This window comes from Streptomyces sp. A0958 (assembly GCF_004795035.1).
Classification (GTDB): Bacteria; Actinomycetota; Actinomycetes; order Streptomycetales; family Streptomycetaceae; genus Streptomyces.
Map to the genome: position 1 here is coordinate 25,329 of NZ_SSBK01000047.1, position 16,443 is coordinate 41,771.

Genomic DNA, 16,443 nt, shown 5'->3' on the forward strand with positions numbered 1-16,443 from the left:
TGACGCGGCGGGCGCGGCGGGTTCGGCGGCTTCAGCGGGTTTCACTGACGCGGCGGGTTCGGCGGGTTCGGCGGGTTCGGCGGGTTCGGCGGGTTTCACTGACGCGGCGGGCGCGGCGGGCGCGGCGGGTTCGGCGGGTTCGGCGGGTTCAGCGGGTTTCACTGACGCGGCGGGCGGGGCGGGTTCGGCTGACTCGGTGGGTTCCGCTGACGCGGCGGGCGGGGCGCGGGCGTAATTCACTGGCCGGGATGCCGGGGCCCCCGCACAGTGACCGTATGACCCACCCCGAAGCCGCCTTCCTGCCCGGTCTTGAGCTCTCCCGCATCCTGTACGAGGAGGCGGTGCGGCCGCTCCTCGACGAGGCCTTCCCCGGGCTGTCGTACGCCGCCGCGCGGCTCGGTCCGGGTTCCGAGGTGCTGGGCTTCGACACCGCGCGCTCGGCCGACCACGACTGGGGCCCGCGCCTGGACCTCTTCCTCGCCCCGGCCGACGCGGCGGCGCACGGCGGGGCGATCCGGCGGCTACTGGCGGACCGGCTGCCCAAGGAGATCCGGGGCTGGCCCACGCACTTCCGTCCCGCCGGCGACCCGCTCGACCCGGCCGGGCACATGGCGGCGACCGAGGGGCCCGTCGATCACCGCGTCCTCACCCATGACCTCACCGCCTGGCTGACCGCGGAGGTGGGCTTCGACGCCACGGCCGCCGAACCGTCCGCCCGGGACTGGCTCGCGATTCCCCAGCAGAAGCTGGCCGGGATCACCGCCGGGGCCGTCCACCACGACGGCCCCGGCCTCCTCACCACCGCGCGCCGGCGTCTGGCCCGCTACCCCGAACAGGTCTGGCGCCACGTCCTGGCCTGCCAGTGGCAGCGGATCTCGCAGGAGGAGGCGTTCGTCGGCCGCTGCGCCGAGACCGGCGACGCGCTCGGCTCCGCCGTCGTCGCGGCCCGGCTGGTACGCGACCTGATGCGCCTGAGCCTGCTCCTTGAGCGGCGCTACGTCCCGTACACGAAGTGGCTGGGCAGCGCGTTCGCCCGGCTGGACACGGCCGAGGCGCTGACGCCGGCCCTGCTCGGCGCGCTGGCCGCGACGGAGTACCCGGAGCGGGAACGGCACCTGTGCACCGCGTACGAGGCGGTCGCGGCCCGCCAGAACGCCCTGGGCCTCATCGACCCGGTGGACCCCACGCCCCGCCCGTACCACAGCCGCCCCTACCTGGTCCTGCACGCGGAACGCCTCGCCCGCCCCCTGGCCGCCTCCGTCACGGACCCGGACCTGCGGGGCCTGCCGCTGACCGGGGCGGTGGACCAGTGGGCGGACAGTACGGACCTGCTGATGGGCCGGGACGCCGTGGCTCTGCGGGCGGCGAGTGAGGCGGTGAGCCGTTCCTGAGCCGCCCTCGGACGTCAGCCGCCGTGCCGCCACCACCGGACGGCCGCGTTGCGGGGGCGCCGGGGGCCACGGGCGCGGGGTACGCGCGGCAGCTCGCGCCGGTCGTGCAGGGGGCTCCACGGGTCGTCGGGCGAGGCCATCGGCGCCCGCCGGCGCACCTGTACGGCCACCCGGGCGAAGCATCCCATGACCGCCGCGAGGGCACCGGCGCAGACGGGGAGGGGCAGGAACTGGCCCATGCCGCCGAGCTAGGCGGTGCCGTGCCCGGCGTCGCCGCCCCTGAGCCGGTCGAGCTGGAGCCGGTCGAGCTGAAGCCGGTGGGCGAGGGCGCGGCGTACGGATGCCGAGCCGGCCGGGGCGGCGTCCGGCCGTGTCGGCACGTCGAGCGCGCGGCTGATCTCGTCGTACGCGGCCCGGTGCGCGGCCAGTTCATCCCCGTACCGCCGCAGATCCTCCTCCACGAGCCGCCGCAGCGCGTCGACGTTCTCCGGCGTGAAGCGCTTCCGGCCCCGGGTGAGGGCGTCGACGGCGGGGCCGCAGCGGGCGGTGGCGGTGTACGTCTCGGCGATGTCCTCGGCGACGCCCCACAGCCGCCCCTCCAGCCACGGCGGGTCGCCCTGGCCGAGGGAGAGGTCCAGCGGCTGCTGCGGTCCGGCGTCGCGGTGCTTGGCCACCTGCTTGGACACGGCGGGCTGGCTCATGTCGGTGAGCCGGGCGATGCGGTCCTGGGTCCAGCCGAGGCCGACGAACACCTTGATCATCCCGGCGCGGAGCCGGCGCATCTCCTCGCCCGCGCGAATGACCTCGTTCATCCCGGCGAGCATGCGCCCGGCCTGCTCCTCGGTGAGCGCGCCGGGGTCCTGCGGGGTGCCGCCTTCGCCTGCCATGACCCAGTTATACACCGCGAACGAGCGCTTATAACGAGGTTGTATAACCGGGTTGTATAACCAGGTTATGTGGTGCCACCCTTCCCCCATGAAGCCTCCAGTAACCGCGACGTTCCGCGCTCCCGACGGGACCCGGCTCGCCTACCGCACGTACGGGGACGCCCCCGGCGACCCGCTCGTCTGCATCCCGGGCGGCCCGGCGGACTCCCGTTACCTGGGCGACCTGGGCGGCCTGTCCGCGTACCGCCGTCTGGTCGTCCTCGACCTGCGGGGCAACGGCGGATCGGCGGTCCCGGGCGACGCCTCCACGTACCGCTGCGACCGCCTCGCCGAGGACGTGGAGGCGCTGCGCCGCCATCTCGGCCCGGCCCGTTCGGATCTGCTCGCCCACTCCGCGGGTGCGAACATCGCGGTGCGGTACGCGGACCGGCACCCGGAGCGGGTCGGCCGGCTCGCCCTGATCGCCCCGAGCACGCGTGCCGTCGGCATCGGGACCACCGGGGAGCAGCGCCGGGCCCTCGCGCGGCTGCGGTGCGCCGAACCCTGGTTCCCGCCGGCCTTCGCCGCGCTGGAGGCGATCACCCGGGGAACGGGCGCCGACTGGGAGGCCGTCGCGCCGTTCTTCCACGGCCGCTGGGACGAGTCCGCCCGCCGGCAGCAGGAGCTGGGCCGCCCCGGCAATCGGGAGTCCGTCACCCTCTTCGCCGCCGAGGGCGCCTTCGACCCGCCCGCGACGCGCCGGACCCTCGCGAAGCTCGCCGGCCCCGTCCTCCTGCTGGCCGGCGAGTACGACCTGAACAGTCCGCCGGGCGCGGTGGCGGAGTTCGCCGCCCTGTTCCCCGACGCGGCGCTCGCCATGCAACCGGGGGCGGGGCACTATCCGTGGGTGGACGACGCGGGGGCGTTCACGGCGGCGGTGTCGGGGTTCCTGGGCGCTGCCGAGGTGAGGCGCGGCCTTTGAGTGTCACGCCGGCGGCGGGGCGAGCTTGGCGGCCACGGCGTCGAGGACCCAGTCCAGGCCGGTCGCGAAGGATGCCTCGGCGTCCACGTCGGTGCCGTCGTACACGACCTTGGCCACCGCCGGGAAGCGGCCGGTGGCCAGCATTTCCGTCAGGTGCGGGCCGGAGGCGCGCTGCCAGTCGTGCTTGGACAGGCCCGAGGCGCGCTCGGCCCGCACGTGAGCGGTCTCGCGCCTGATCGCGCCGATGAAGTAGGCGCTGACCGTCTCCACTGCGCGCATGGCGGTGTCGACATCGGCGACGCCGTCGAAGGCGGACAGCGTGGCCTCGGCCACGGCAAGGCCGTTCGGGCCCATGGCCGGGCGGCCGCCGAGCAGGTCGGCGAACCATTCGTGACGCAGGGCGGCCTGCCTGGTGTGCTGGGCGAGGCCGCGCAATGCCTCCCGCCAGTCACCGGGCCGCTCCTCGGGGCGGATCTCGGCCTGGACCTCGTCCACCATGAGGTCGAACAGCTCCTCCTTGGTGGAGATGTACCGGTACAGCCGCATCGGGCCGGCGTCCAGGCGGGCGGCGACCTTGCGCAGGGACACCGCCGCCAGCCCGCCCTCGTCGGCCAGTGCGATGGCGGCGGCGACGATCCGTTCCCGGTCGAGCGGCACGGGTTGAGTCGGCGGCTCGGGCCGGTCCCACACAGTCATGCTCACACCGTACGTTGCGATACGCCGCCCTATGCCAATACAGTGTATCGACATGAGACAACGTATCGCCGTGGTCGGCGGCGGTCCCGCCGGCCTCACCTTCGCCCGGGCCCTGCACCGCCACGGCCACCCCGTCACCGTCCTCGAACGCGACCCCGCCCCCGACGCCCGCCCCCCGGGCGGCACGCTGGACCTGCAAGAAGGTCTGGGCCAGCTCGCACTGGACAAGGCGGGACTGCTGGCCGAGTTCCGGGCGCTGTCCCGACCCGAGGGGCAGGCCATGCGCATCCTGGACCCGGACGGGACCGTGCTGCGTGACTGGCGGCCCCGGCCGGACGACCGGGCCAACCCCGAGATCGACCGCGGGCAACTCCGTGACCTGCTGCTCGGCCCCCTCGACGTCCAGTGGGGGCGGGGCGTGACGCGGGTGGCGCCGGGGGCCAGAGGGGATGGTGCACTGGTCCATTTCGAGGACGGGCGGCAGGAGACGTTCGACCTGGTGGTCGGCGCGGACGGCGCCTGGTCCCGGACCCGCCCGGCCGTCTCGTCGGTGACGCCGCACTACACGGGGGTCACCTCGGTCGAGACCTCCCTCGACGACGTCGACACCCGCCACCCCGACCTCGCCCGGTTGACCGGCGACGGTTCCATGGCCGTGTACGGCGTGAACCGCGCTCTCGTCGCCCAGCGCAGCAGCGGCGGCCACGTCAAGGTGTACGCCCAGTTCCGCGCGCCGCTGGACTGGCACGCGAACCTGGACCTGACCGACGCCGAGGCCGTCCGATCGAGCCTGCTGGCCCTGTTCGACGGCTGGGCCGCTCCCGTCCTCGACCTCCTCCGCCACGGCACCGCTTTCATCCACCGCCCCCTTTACGTCCTGCCCGTGTCCCACACCTGGACCCACGTCTCCGGGGTGACGCTCCTGGGCGACGCGGCCCATCTGATGCCCCCACTGGGGGCGGGCGCGAACCTCGCGATGCTGGAAGGCGCCGAACTCGCCGAGTCCCTCGCCACCGGCCCCGGAGATCCGGACGAAACCGTCCGCGCCTTCGAGGAGCAGATGTGGGCGCGGGCCGGCAGGTGGGCGAAGATGACGACGGCCGGCCTGGAACGCCTCGTCAGCCCGGACCCCGCCGAAGCCCTGGCCCTCTTCGACCAGGTCCAGCCGTCCTGACCGCCTTCGTCCCGGTCCAGCTGTCCTGACCGCCTTCGACCCGGTCCAGCCGCTCTGACCGCCGAGCCCGAAAGCACCGGCTCATCCGCCCATGCGAGTGCCCTCGAACACTTTTGCAAGCAGGCGCTTGCAAAAGTTAGCAAGGCGGGTGCACCATCGACGCATGGCATCACTGAACGTCGGCAACCTCGGCGAGTATCTGCGCGAGCAGCGCCGCAGCGCTCAGCTTTCGCTGCGGCAGCTCGCCGATGCCGCCGGGGTGTCCAACCCCTACCTCAGCCAGATCGAGCGCGGGCTGCGCAAGCCCAGCGCCGAGGTGCTGCAGCAGGTCGCCAAGGCGCTGCGGATCTCCGCCGAGACCCTGTACGTGCGCGCCGGGATTCTGGACGAGCGGGAGCGGGAGGAGCTGGAGACGCGGGCGGTGATCCTCGCCGATCCGTCGATCAACGAGCGGCAGAAGAGCGTGCTGCTCCAGATCTACGCCTCCTTCCGCAAGGAGAACGGCTTGGACGACGAGCCCGGGGCGGAGGGAGAGGACGCGTCCGCACCGGACGCGCCCTTCAGTCCCGGTGGCGGTGCTGCCGATACAGCTTGAGAGCTTCCACCACCCTCACACTCAGTCTGATGATCCGGGAGGACCACAGTCATGGCCATCACCGATGACCTGCGCAAGACCCTCACCGACCCGACCCCCCTCTACTTCGCCGCCGGTACCGCCGACCTCGCCGTGCGCCAGGCCCGTAAGGTCCCGGCGCTGCTTGAACAGCTGCGGGCCGAGGCGCCCGAGCGCATCGAGGCCGTGCGCAACACCGACCCCCGGGCCGTGCAGGAGAAGGTCGCCGGGCAGGCCAAGGAGGCGCAGGCCACGCTGCAGACCAAGGTCGCCGAGGTGATCGGCGCGTTCGACACCGACCTGAAGAAGCTCGGCGAGAACGCCCAGGACCTGGCGCTGCGCGGTGTGGGCGTGGCCGCCGAGTACGCGGTCAGGGCCCGGGAGACGTACGAGAAGGTCGCCGAGCGCGGCGAGCAGACCGTGCGGACGTGGCGGGGCGAGACCGCCGAGGAGATCGTCGAGATCGCCGTCGTCGTCGAGCCGCGCAAGAAGTCCCAGCCGACCGTCGCCAAGCCGGCATCCACCACGAAGCCGGCCCCGGCCGCCAAGCCCGTCACCGCCGCGAAGCCCGCCGCCACCGCCAAGCCGGCTGCCGCCAAGCCCGCCGTCCCCGCCAAGAAGGCGCCCGCGCGCAAGCCCGCCGCGAAGAAGGCCACGCCGCCCTCCGCCAAGTAGCACCACGTGTCCGGCAGGAGTGCCGGGAGGGCGGGCGGGAACCTTTCGTTCGGGGTCCGGCCCGCCCTCCCGGTACCTTGGCCGGGAGGCGCTCACCCACTCACTAGGCGGTGCACATCATGTTGCTCGAAGGCTTCCAGACGTTCCTCGGGCTCATCTTCATGGTCATGACCCTTCTCGCCGTCGTGGCGCTGGTCATGGCCGCGATCGCCCGCGAGGACGCGTACCGCGCAGCGAACAAGCAGACGAAGGTCTTCTGGCTGATCATCCTCGGGATCGCGGTCGTCGTGAACCTCTGGGTTCCCATGGTCTTCCTCCAGATCGCCGGGCTCATCGCGTCCATCGTGTTCTTTGTGGACGTACGGCCCGCCCTCAAGGCCGTCTCCGGCGGTGGCCGCCGGCGCGGCGGCTCCAGCAGCGACGGCCCGTACGGTCCCTACAACGGCGGGCGCTGAGCCCCCGCGGGTGAGGCCCGGCCGGGGCGGGGACGCGGGATGTTCACGCTCCGGCCGCCGCCCGGGGGCCGCAGGCGCGCGGTGTCCTGGTCACGGTCGAGCAGCAGGACCGCGACGTCGTCGGTCAGCTCGCCGCCGTTCAGCTCCCGTACGCGGCTGACCGCCGCCTCCAGCAGGTCCTCGCCGGCCAGTCCCTCGGCCAGCTGACGGTTGACCATCGCGACCATGCCGTCCTGGCCCAGCCGCCGCGTGCCTTCGCCGACGTGGCCCTCGATCAGCCCGTCCGTGTACATCATCAGGCTCCAGGAGCCGCCCAGCTCCACCTGCCGGCGCGGCCACCGCGCCCGCGGCAGCAGGCCCAGGGCCGGCCCGCCGTCCTCGTACGGCAGCAGCTGCGCCGCCCTTCCGTGGCGGGCGATCAGCGGTGCGGGATGGCCCGCAAGGCACAGGCCCGCCCGGCGGCCGTCCGGGGCGATGTCGACCGTGCAGAGCGTCGCGAAGATCTCCTCGCTCTCCCGCTCGTGCTCCAGGACCTGCTGGAGGGTGGACAGCAGCTCGTCGCCGCAGAGCCCCGCCAGCGTCAACGCCCGCCACGCTATGCGCAGTTCCACACCGAGCGCCGCCTCGTCCGGGCCGTGGCCGCAGACGTCGCCGATCATCGCGTGGACCGTGCCGTCCGGGGTGCGGACCGTGTCGTAGAAGTCCCCGCCGAGCAGCGCCCGGCTGCGGCCCGGCCGGTAGCGGGCCGCGAAGCGCAGGTCGGAGCCTTCGAGCAGCGGGGTGGGGAGCAGTCCGCGTTCCAGCCGGGCGTTCTCCTGGGCGCGCAGCCGGGACTCGGTGAGCTGGTGCTGCGCGACGTCGGCGCGTTTGCGTTCGACGGCGTAACGGATGGCCCGGCTCAGCAGCCTGCTGTCCAGCTCACCGCGGAAGAGGTAGTCCTGCGCGCCCACCCGGACCGCCTCGGCGGCCAGCTCGGCGTCGTCCTCCGCCGTGAGGGCGAGCACCGCGTGGCGGGGCGCGATCCGCAGGACGTGCTTGAGCGTGGCGAGCCCGTCCTCCTCGCCCTCCGGGCCGCCGCGCGTTTCGGCGCCGGCCGGCAGCGCCAGGTCCAGCAGAATGCAGTCGACGTCGTCGGTGAGGAGCCGGCCCGCCTCGGTGAGGTTGCGGGCGGCACGGATACGGACCCGGGCACCGGCCGCGGCGGAGAGCTCCGGGGCGCTGAAGGTGCCCGCGGGGTCGTCCTCGATCACCAGGAGGGTGAGGCCGGCGCCGGAGCTGGTCTCCGCAGCGGGCGCGGAACACGGCTGCGGTACGGGTACGGGCATCGGTTCGGGTTTCCTTCCCTCCCCCCGAGGGCGCGGCGGAGCGACGATCGACGACCCGCCAGACGGGGACCATAGCGGTACGGGGCGCGGGAACGGAACGGCGACCCGCACGCGGCGCCCGGCCTATGCACCGCCATAAGCCGCGTCAGGTCACGGATCAGGCGCGATGGGCCGCTTCGGGGCCACTCATGACGGCATGACAATGCTCACCCCGGCCGGGGGCGGGAGGCGGAGTGGCGCTGCCCACCCCGGCCGGGGGAGGGAGGCGGAGTGGCGCTGCTCACGCCGAAGGCCAGGCGCCGGGGCCGGCGCGTACGCCGGGGCCCGCCGCCCTGTCCGCCTGTCCTGGCGCCTGGGCCCGCCGCCCTACGCGCTTGTCCGGCCACCTGGGCCCGCCCGCCCTGCCAGCCGTCCAGCCATTCAGCCGCCCGCCCGCCGCCCTGCGCGTGGCCGCCCGCAACGGTGGCGGCCAGCCGCCCCGCGCGTGGCCGCACCGCCGGGCGCCCGACGGCGGAGGCCTCGCCGCCCGGAGGCCCGTCGCCGGGCACCACGCACCGCCGCGTCCGCCCCGGGCCCGTACCGCCCGTCCGGGGCCGCCGTGCGCCAAGGACCACGTGTCCGGGGCCGCCGTGCGCCAAGGACCACGTGTCCGGGGCCGCCGTGCGCCAAGGACTACGCGTCCGGGCGGACCACGCCGAGTATCTGCATCGAGCCCGCGCCGGCCAGCGTGACGTTGCGGCCGGGGCGCGGCGCGTGGACGATCGCGCCGTCGCCGACGTACATCCCGACGTGGGTGGCGTCACCGTGGTAGATGATCAGGTCGCCGGGGCGCATGTCCTTGATCGCGATGTGCGGGAGCAGCCGCCACTGCTCCTGCGAGGTGCGCGGGATCGGCCGGCCGGCCGCCGCCCACGCCTGGGACGTCAGCCCGGAGCAGTCGTACGACTTCGGACCCTCCGCGCCCCACTGGTACGGCTTGCCGATCTGCGCGGTCGCGAAGGCCACTGCCTTCTTGCCGCTCGCGCTGGCCTCGCGGTTGATCTCCTTCAGCGAGCCGGAGCTCAGCCAGGCGGTCTGCGCCTGGTACGCCGCCTCCTGCTCCATCTCGAGGAGCCGGGCGCGCTCCTCCTTCTCCAGCTGGGACTCCAGCTTCTTCGCCGCCGCGATCTGCGCGTTTATCTTCTTCTTGGCCTTGGCCTGCTTGACGCGACTGGCTTCGAGCTTCGTCCAGTTGGTGCTGGCGTCCTTGGTGTACGTCTCCAAGTCGTTCTGGGTCCTGGTCAGTTCTCCCAGGAGCCCCTTGGTGGCCTGCTGGCCCTGGCGGGCGCGGCTCACCCCGTCCAGGAAGAGCTGCGGGTCGCCGCTGAGCATGAGCCGCGCGCCGGGCGGCAGTCCGGCGTTGCGGTACTGCTCGCGGGCCTCGGCGCCGGCCCGGCTCTTGAGGTCGGCGATCTTCGCCTGGCCCTCGACTATCGCCTGCGCCAGCTCGACCAGCTCGCCCGACTGCTTCTTGGCCTTCTCCTCGGCGAGGTTGTACGCGTCCGTGGCGGCACCGGCCTTGAGGTACAGCGCGTCGATCTCCTCGCGCACCTCTTCGAGGCTCTTCTTCCCGGGCTCCGCCGGCGCCTCGGAAGGGGCGGACGGCGAGGTCGGCACGGGCGGTGTCGGTGCGGCGAACGCCTGGACCGGCGAGGCGAGGACCGCCAGCGCGCAGACCAGAGTGAGCGCAGCGGCGGCACTGTGACGTCGGTACACGAGCTCCCCCTCCGAGCGGTTCCCAACTATCTGATTTACCGTCAGTAACATGTAGCGTCGACGAGATCGTGTCATGCCGTGCGGAAAAGCAACAGAGGCAGACACACCCCGACCTATGGACATCGCTCCGCTACTCCGTCGCTCCCCGCCACCCCCGCGCTCGCGATGTCCCCGCGCCCACGCTCGCGATGTCCCACTCACTCCGACGAACGATCCCGGGCCGGCGTTCCCACCGCAGGGGTGAATCCCGGCGCCGCGCGACACTCGCGCCCGCGCCGCGACCCCCGGCGCCGCGCAACACGCGCACCCGCGCCCCGCGCCGCCCCCCGGCGCCGCGTAACGCCCCGTCCGCGCCGCAAACCTCGGCCTCGACCGCGGCGCCTCACAGCCCTCCTGGCTCCAGCGCGCCCCACTCCACCGTCACTTCGCCCTGGCGCCACCGGCGTACGCCGTCCGTCAGCGGCCAGGTGCCCGACAGTGCCCGTACGGCCGTGATCCAGCGCTGCCGGGCCCCCAGGGAGGCGTACGGGGCCGCGGCCGCCCACGCCCGGTCGAAGTCGCGCAGGAACGCGTGCACCCGCTCACCCGGCACGTTGCGGTGGATCAGCGCCTTCGGCAGGCGCTCGGCGAGATCGGACGGCCGGTCGAGCGAGCCGAGCCGGGTCGCGAAGGTCACCGTGCGCGGCCCTTCCGGACCCAGCGCCACCCACACGTGCCGGCGCCCGATCTCGTCGCAGGTGCCCTCCACCAGCAGCCCGCCCGGCGCGAGCCGGTCGCACAGCCGCTGCCAGACGGCGGCCACCTCGCCCTCGTCGTACTGGCGCAGCACATTCGCCGCCCGGATCAGCACGGGCCGCTCCGGCAGCGGGATCTCGAAGCCGCCGTGCCGGAAGGTGAGGCCCGCGCGCGCGTACGGCTGGGCGGCGTCGACCCGCTCCGGGGAGATCTCGATACCGACCACCTGGGTGCGGGGCTCGGCGGTGCGCAGGCGCTCCAGCAGCTCGACGGCGGTCCAGGGCGCGGCCCCGTAACCGAGGTCGACCGCGACGGGGGTGCCGGCGCGGCGCAGGGCGGGGCCGTGCGTGGCGGCGATCCAGCGGTCCATGCGGCGCAGCCGGTTCGGGTTGGTGGTCCCGCGGGTGGCGGTGCCGATCGGGCGCATGACACAGAGCGTAACGATCCGCACGATCCGCGCGGATGCGGGTTGCCGGCGGGCGGGGGACCATCATGGCGACGCGCCGCAGCACCACCGCCGACGTGCCGCAGCACCGCCCCGACCCACCGCAGCACTGCCGCCGACGCGCCGCAGCACCCCCCCCCGTAATGATTTGGTAAAGCGGAAATGAAAGGAGGGATTCCGCTGTTCCCCACCTTCGAAGGGACCGTGCGCCCCTTCGGTGCCATGCCGTGAACCATGCCGGCACCAGGGCCCAGCGAGGAGGACGGACGACGTGAGCCAGTACGTCTCTCGGCTCGGCAGCAGCCGTGGCACACCGCGTCGCAGGTTCCCCGCAGGCCTCACCGGCTCCTTCTCCGGCGGCCACCGCAGACCGCGCCGCATCGCGATGCTCTCCGTGCACACCTCCCCCCTGCATCAGCCGGGGACGGGCGACGCCGGCGGCATGAACGTGTACATCGTGGAGCTGGCCAAGCGGCTGGCCGCGATCAACATCGAGGTCGAGATCTTCACCCGCTCCACCACCGGCGGGCTGCCCGAGGCCGTCGAGATGGCGCCCGGCGTCCTGGTCCGGCACGTCGACGCGGGCCCGTACGAGGGTCTGGCCAAGGAGGAGCTGCCCGCCCAGCTCTGCGCCTTCACGCACGGCGTGATGCAGGCGTGGGCCGGCCAGCGCCCCGGCTACTACGACCTGGTGCACTCCCACTACTGGCTCTCCGGCCACGTCGGCTGGCTCGCCGCCCAGCGCTGGGGCGTCCCCCTCGTCCACGCCATGCACACCATGGCCAAGGTCAAGAACGCGGCGCTCGCCGAGGGCGACACCCCCGAACCCGCCGCCCGGGTCATCGGCGAGACCCAGATCGTCGACGCGGCCGACCGGCTGATCGCGAACACCGCCGAGGAGGCCGACGAACTCGTCCGCTTCTACGACGCCGCCCCGCACGCCGTCGCCGTCGTCCACCCCGGCGTCAACCTGGACCGCTTCCGCCCCGCCGACGGCCGCGCCGCCGCCCGCGCCCGGCTGGGCCTGCCCCAGGACGCCCTGATCCCGCTCTTCGCGGGCCGCATCCAGCCGCTGAAGGCCCCCGACGTGCTGCTGCGCGCGGTCGCCGTGCTGCTGGACCGCGACCCCTCGCTGCGCTCCCGGATCGTGGTGCCCGTCGTCGGCGGCCCCAGCGGCAGCGGGCTCGCCAAGCCGGAAGGGCTGCAGAAGCTCGCGGCCCGGCTCGGCATCGCGGATGTCGTACGGTTCCACCCGCCGGTCGGGCAGGACCAGCTGGCCGACTGGTTCCGGGCCGCGTCCGTGCTGGTCATGCCCTCGCACAGCGAGTCCTTCGGCCTGGTCGCCATCGAGGCCCAGGCGGCCGGCACCCCGGTCGTCGCGGCGGCCGTGGGCGGCCTCCCGGTGGCCGTGCGCGACGGGGTCAGCGGCTTCCTGATACCCGGGCACGAGCCGGTGGCGTACGCGCAGGCGCTGGAACGGTTCGCCGGGGCGCCGGAGATGGTCGCCCGCATGGGCGGAGCGGCGGCGGAACACGCGCAGCGGTTCGGCTGGGACACGGCCGCGGCGGCGACGGCCGAGGTGTACACGGCGGCGGTGCAGGAACACCGCAGGCGGGCACGGACCCGCCACACATAGGGGCGCCGCCCCCGCCTCCGTGCTCCCGGCACCTGACGTACGCTCGAAACATGGCTGACGCACCCGAGGAAGCACCGAACAGCGAGGTCACGCAGGCCGCACAGGCCGCACCCGCCACCCAGGTCACCCCGGCCCCGGAGGCCCCCCGGGCCGCCCAGATCCTCGAAGCGACCTTCGCGGACGCCGGGCTCGACTGGGAGAGCCCCGCACCCGGCAGTTACGTCGTCCAGCTCCCCGGCACCCGCAAGCTCGCGACCACCTGCTCACTCATCGTCGGCGCCCACAGCCTCTCCCTCAACGCGTTCGTCATTCGGCACCCCGACGAGAACCACGCAGCGGTGCACCGCTGGCTGCTGGAGCACAACCTGCGCCTGTTCGGCGTGAGTTACGCGATCGATCCGCTCGGGGACATCTACCTCGCCGGCAAGCTGCCGCTCTCCGTGGTGACGCCCGAGGAACTGGACCGGCTGCTCGGCTCGGTCCTCGAAGCGGCCGACGGCGCCTTCAACTCCCTGCTGGAGATCGGCTTCGCGACCGCGATCCGCAAGGAGTACGCCTGGCGGGTGTCGCGCGGCGAGTCCACCCGCAACCTGGACGCCTTCGCCCACCTCACCCAGCGCCCGGCCCGCTGACCCCGGTCACCCCCGCGCCGCCGCCACCTCATCCAGGGCGGCTTCCAGCCGGGGCACGACCTCGTTCCAGGTCCACTCCAACTGCTCGCCGGACGAGCCGCGCGGCACCGTCTCCACCAGCATGATCAGATACAGGTACGCCCGGTAGAGCGCGAGCCGCAGCCGCAGCGAACCGTCGAACTCCACCGGCCCGCCTGGCGCCGAAGCCCCGTAACCGGCAAGGAAGTCCTCGTCGTCCGCGATGTCGCCGAAAAGGGCGAGCGACACGAAGTCGGCGGCCGGGTCGCCCCAGAACATCCGCTCCCCGTCGATGATCCCGCCGACCCGCCGTGCGCCCGGCTCGCCGGTGACCAGGATGTTGCCCTGCCACAGATCGAAGTGGACGAGCGCGGGCCGGGTGACGTCGTCCAGGACGTACGAGGCGGAGCCGAGCAGCCCGTCGATGTCCGCCGCCGGGCAGGGCAGCCGCGCCGCATACCGCCGCGCGTCGGCCAGCACCGCGTCCGTCATCGAGGTGAACGCCTGCCGCCAGGTGGGCGCGAGCGGGCCGAGCGCCCCGGAGGGGTAGCCGAACCCGCCCGGTGCGGGCAGACCGTGCAACCGGCCCACGATCCGGCCGAGTTCGGTACGCAGCCGCGCCTCCTCACCGTCGGCCATGGCCCCGGTCAACTCGTGCCAGGGCTGCCCGGGGCGCGCGGACATGACCACGTACGCCCCCGTGGCAGCGGCCCGGTCGAGCTCCTTGCCCACCACGTGGGGCACGGCGGTCTCCTCGGCGACCCCGGAGGCCGCGGAGTAGAACGTGACCTCGTTGACCAGCAGGTCGCGCTCGTACGCCAGGCAGTCGCCTGCGGCGGGCGGCGGGATCTTCACGACCCACTCCCGCCCGTCGTCCAGCGCCACGCGGGTGACGGCGTTGTACGTGCCCCCGGTGAGCGGCACGCACGAGGCGACCAGCTCAGGCGGTATGCCCGACGAGCTGAGCACAGCGGAGAGAACGGAATCGATCGGCACGGCCAACTCCCTCTGAGCGGTGTGAGCGAAGTGATCACAACGTCGTCACGATCACGTGCGATGCCCACAGTAAAGGTTTGTCAAACCACAGTGTCCTCATAGAGTTGGATCACCCCACGACCTCCTACCGGCCGCGCCGAACCCGGCGTGGTTGTTTTCGTGCGGGCGAAACACCTTGAGACAGAAGGACGGGCCATGCGACCCACTGCCATACGCCGAACCGCCGTTGCCGCCACCGTGATGTCCCTGGCCCTGTTCACCGCGGCCTGCGGCTCGGACAGCGACGACAAGGACAGCGGCAAGGCGGCGGGCTCCGCTTCGGCACAGCCCTCGGACAAGGGCGCCGACAAGGGCGCGGACCAGTCGTCCGCCAAGGCGCTGACCGCCGCCGAGCTGGAGAAGGCCTCGCTGAAGCAGGGCGACGTCAAGGCCCACAAGATCACCAAGGCCGGCCCGGCCGACGCCGTCGAGGGCAAGGACGTGACCGTGGACAAGGCGGCCTGCGACGTGTTCGCCGATGTGCTGATGGGTGCCAAGGCCGGCTCGCCCGCCGCCTCCACCCAGCGCAAGGTGATCAACGAGCCGAAGAAGGACGCCGCCAAGGGCGGCACCGACCCCGAGGCGTTCGAGGCCGCTTTCGACATCACGACGACCCTCGCCACGCTCTCCTCGTACGACGGCAAGGGCGCCGAGGAGGCGCTGGCCTCGCTGCGCACCGCCGCGACCGAGTGCGCGTCCGGCTTCACGTTCACCGTCGCCGGGGACAAGCAGAAGGTCGTCAAGATCGCGGAGGAGCAGGTCAAGGGCGGCGAGGAAGCCGCCGCCTGGACGGTGACGGTGGAGGCGGACGGCGAGAAGAGCGCGCTGAAGCTCATCGCGATCCGCCAGGGCACCACGCTGGCCTCGCTCGCCTCGCTGAACCTCGCCGCCGCGGGCAGCGGCGGCGACTTCGACATGCCGACCGCGGTGATCGACGCGCAGGCCGCCAAGCTGGCCTGACCTGGTATCAGGGGAGCGGGACGAGCCGTACGACGGTGACGGTCAGGACCGAACCGGAGACGTAATAGAGCACGATCGCCCCGGCGACCGTCGCCTCACGGCGATCGCGCTCCCCCTTGACGGCGGACGACCCGTGCCCGTAGGGCTCACGCCCCAGGGTGCCCGCCATCTCGTCCCGGAAGGCGTCACCGTCCCGCATCTTGGCCAGGGTGTCGTCGGCGGGCGGCGCGTAGGAGATCCGGAAGCTCAAGCGACGCTCCGCCTCTCGGCCTCGTCCTGCGCCAGCCGGTCCAGAATCCGTTCGGCCTCCGGATCGGGCACGGCCTCCAGCATCCAGTGCCGCATCACGGCCTGGATCTCATGCACCCCGGCCTCATTGATCGCCCGGTCGAACTCCTCGCGCCGCCCCTCGGGCAGCGCGTCACGGATCGCCGGAATGCTGTTGGGCACCTCGACCTCGGCACCCCCGACAAAGGTCTTCAGAGGCTCACCCATGTCCGCCCTCCCGATCTCCCCGCACGCCACAGAGTACGACGCGGGGTGAGGGGCGTCACACGGGGCGGGGGATTCGGTCCGGGCAACGAAGAGGCCCCCTGATCGCGGAACGTCCGCGATCAGGGGGCCTCTTCGTGGTCGGCAGGGCTGCGGCTACTTCTTGCCCTGGTTCTTGTCGGGGAACTTGGTGAGCTGGGGTTTGCCGGTCGGGCTAGTACCTGGTAATTGGACAGCGGTCGTCATTGGACGTTGTCGGCCACTGTTGAGCGCCCTCGGACGGCCCAGGCACGGCCCAGAGGCCCCGTAAACGGTGCATGACTTCAGGGCTTCGTCAGCGCCGGTTGACACTGCCGCGTAGCCACTCGAACCAGCTCACGAGGAGCCACCACAGCCTCCGCAACCAACCTCTTCGGCGGGGCCGCACCGGATGTCGGCGACGGGTGAATCGTGACCCTCTGACGGCGGATCAAAACTGACCCACCTCGTGGTCTACCGACCATCCTGATCTTGATCGAAGGTCAGGAGAAGAGGGTGATTTCCGTGGAGGACTGGGCA

At 73.0% G+C, this 16,443-nt stretch carries 18 protein-coding genes; 9 read left to right on the forward strand and 9 right to left on the reverse strand.

Features of this window, described 5'->3' with window-relative positions; translation table 11 throughout:
* Positions 1-275: 275 nt before the first annotated feature.
* Positions 276-1,391, forward strand: a complete 1,116-nt coding sequence (locus tag E6P78_RS29590; protein ID WP_136206705.1) for a DUF4037 domain-containing protein — start codon at positions 276-278, stop codon at positions 1,389-1,391.
* 14 nt (positions 1,392-1,405) lie between these two features.
* Here the strand turns inward: E6P78_RS29590 and E6P78_RS29595 are convergent, their stop codons facing one another.
* On the reverse strand, positions 1,406-1,630 hold the full coding sequence (locus tag E6P78_RS29595) for a hypothetical protein (RefSeq protein ID WP_136206706.1): 225 nt from the start codon (positions 1,628-1,630) through the stop codon (positions 1,406-1,408).
* 9 nt (positions 1,631-1,639) lie between these two features.
* Positions 1,640-2,278 (reverse strand): sigma-70 family RNA polymerase sigma factor, encoded by a 639-nt coding sequence (locus E6P78_RS29600; RefSeq protein ID WP_136206707.1) that lies wholly within the window; start codon positions 2,276-2,278, stop codon positions 1,640-1,642.
* An 88-nt stretch (positions 2,279-2,366) separates the two neighbouring features.
* On the opposite strand from E6P78_RS29600, the gene E6P78_RS29605 reads away from it, so the two are divergent.
* Positions 2,367-3,239 (forward strand): alpha/beta hydrolase, encoded by an 873-nt coding sequence (locus E6P78_RS29605; RefSeq protein WP_136206708.1) that lies wholly within the window; start codon positions 2,367-2,369, stop codon positions 3,237-3,239.
* A gap of 3 nt (positions 3,240-3,242) precedes the next feature.
* On the opposite strand, the gene E6P78_RS29610 is transcribed toward E6P78_RS29605, so the two are convergent.
* Positions 3,243-3,935 carry a TetR/AcrR family transcriptional regulator gene (locus E6P78_RS29610; protein WP_136206709.1) on the reverse strand — a complete coding sequence of 231 codons (693 nt, stop codon included), beginning with the start codon at positions 3,933-3,935 and terminating at the stop codon, positions 3,243-3,245.
* A 52-nt stretch (positions 3,936-3,987) separates the two neighbouring features.
* On the opposite strand from E6P78_RS29610, the gene E6P78_RS29615 reads away from it, so the two are divergent.
* The 4 genes from E6P78_RS29615 to E6P78_RS29630 all read left to right on the forward strand — a co-directional run bounded on the left by E6P78_RS29615 (position 3,988) and on the right by E6P78_RS29630 (position 6,852).
* Entirely contained in the window at positions 3,988-5,109 is a 1,122-nt protein-coding gene (locus E6P78_RS29615; RefSeq protein WP_136206710.1) for an NAD(P)/FAD-dependent oxidoreductase, read from the forward strand.
* A 163-nt stretch (positions 5,110-5,272) separates the two neighbouring features.
* The gene (locus tag E6P78_RS29620) at positions 5,273-5,704 is read left to right on the forward strand and encodes a helix-turn-helix transcriptional regulator (RefSeq protein ID WP_136206711.1); all 432 of its coding nucleotides are present in this window, start codon (positions 5,273-5,275) and stop codon (positions 5,702-5,704) included.
* Positions 5,705-5,755: 51 nt separating this feature from the next.
* A complete protein-coding gene (locus E6P78_RS29625) occupies positions 5,756-6,397 on the forward strand; it encodes a hypothetical protein (RefSeq protein ID WP_136206712.1) in 642 nt (213 codons plus the stop codon).
* Positions 6,398-6,516: 119 nt separating this feature from the next.
* Positions 6,517-6,852, forward strand: a complete 336-nt coding sequence (locus tag E6P78_RS29630) for a DUF2516 family protein (protein WP_136206713.1) — start codon at positions 6,517-6,519, stop codon at positions 6,850-6,852.
* On the opposite strand, the gene E6P78_RS29635 is transcribed toward E6P78_RS29630, so the two are convergent.
* The 3 genes from E6P78_RS29635 to E6P78_RS29645 all read right to left on the reverse strand — a co-directional run bounded on the left by E6P78_RS29635 (position 6,834) and on the right by E6P78_RS29645 (position 11,094).
* A complete protein-coding gene (locus tag E6P78_RS29635; RefSeq protein ID WP_136206714.1) occupies positions 6,834-8,177 on the reverse strand; it encodes a response regulator in 1,344 nt (447 codons plus the stop codon). The genes E6P78_RS29630 and E6P78_RS29635 overlap by 19 nt on opposite strands.
* A 672-nt stretch (positions 8,178-8,849) precedes the next feature.
* Positions 8,850-9,932 carry a C40 family peptidase gene (locus tag E6P78_RS29640; RefSeq protein WP_136206715.1) on the reverse strand — a complete coding sequence of 361 codons (1,083 nt, stop codon included), beginning with the start codon at positions 9,930-9,932 and terminating at the stop codon, positions 8,850-8,852.
* 382 nt (positions 9,933-10,314) lie between these two features.
* Complete coding sequence (locus E6P78_RS29645) at positions 10,315-11,094, reverse strand: class I SAM-dependent methyltransferase (protein WP_136206716.1); 780 nt, start codon at positions 11,092-11,094, stop codon at positions 10,315-10,317.
* 289 nt (positions 11,095-11,383) lie between these two features.
* Here E6P78_RS29645 and mshA point away from each other — a divergent pair, with 289 nt between their 5' ends.
* Together mshA and E6P78_RS29655 are read left to right on the forward strand one after the other, a co-directional pair.
* Entirely contained in the window at positions 11,384-12,748 is a 1,365-nt protein-coding gene (gene mshA / locus E6P78_RS29650; protein WP_136206717.1) for a D-inositol-3-phosphate glycosyltransferase, read from the forward strand.
* A 50-nt stretch (positions 12,749-12,798) separates the two neighbouring features.
* The gene (locus E6P78_RS29655; RefSeq protein WP_240799421.1) at positions 12,799-13,380 is read left to right on the forward strand and encodes a YbjN domain-containing protein; all 582 of its coding nucleotides are present in this window, start codon (positions 12,799-12,801) and stop codon (positions 13,378-13,380) included.
* Positions 13,381-13,386: 6 nt separating this feature from the next.
* On the opposite strand, the gene E6P78_RS29660 is transcribed toward E6P78_RS29655, so the two are convergent.
* Positions 13,387-14,394 (reverse strand): aminoglycoside phosphotransferase family protein, encoded by a 1,008-nt coding sequence (locus tag E6P78_RS29660; RefSeq protein WP_136206718.1) that lies wholly within the window; start codon positions 14,392-14,394, stop codon positions 13,387-13,389.
* Positions 14,395-14,589: 195 nt separating this feature from the next.
* On the opposite strand from E6P78_RS29660, the gene E6P78_RS29665 reads away from it, so the two are divergent.
* Entirely contained in the window at positions 14,590-15,393 is an 804-nt protein-coding gene (locus E6P78_RS29665; protein WP_136206719.1) for a hypothetical protein, read from the forward strand.
* Positions 15,394-15,400: 7 nt separating this feature from the next.
* Here E6P78_RS29665 and E6P78_RS29670 read toward each other — a convergent pair whose 3' ends face one another.
* Positions 15,401-15,643 carry a hypothetical protein gene (locus E6P78_RS29670; protein ID WP_136206720.1) on the reverse strand — a complete coding sequence of 81 codons (243 nt, stop codon included), beginning with the start codon at positions 15,641-15,643 and terminating at the stop codon, positions 15,401-15,403.
* Positions 15,640-15,888 (reverse strand): hypothetical protein, encoded by a 249-nt coding sequence (locus tag E6P78_RS29675; RefSeq protein ID WP_136206721.1) that lies wholly within the window; start codon positions 15,886-15,888, stop codon positions 15,640-15,642. The genes E6P78_RS29670 and E6P78_RS29675 overlap by 4 nt, the downstream gene beginning before the upstream one ends.
* Positions 15,889-16,443 lie beyond the last annotated feature (555 nt).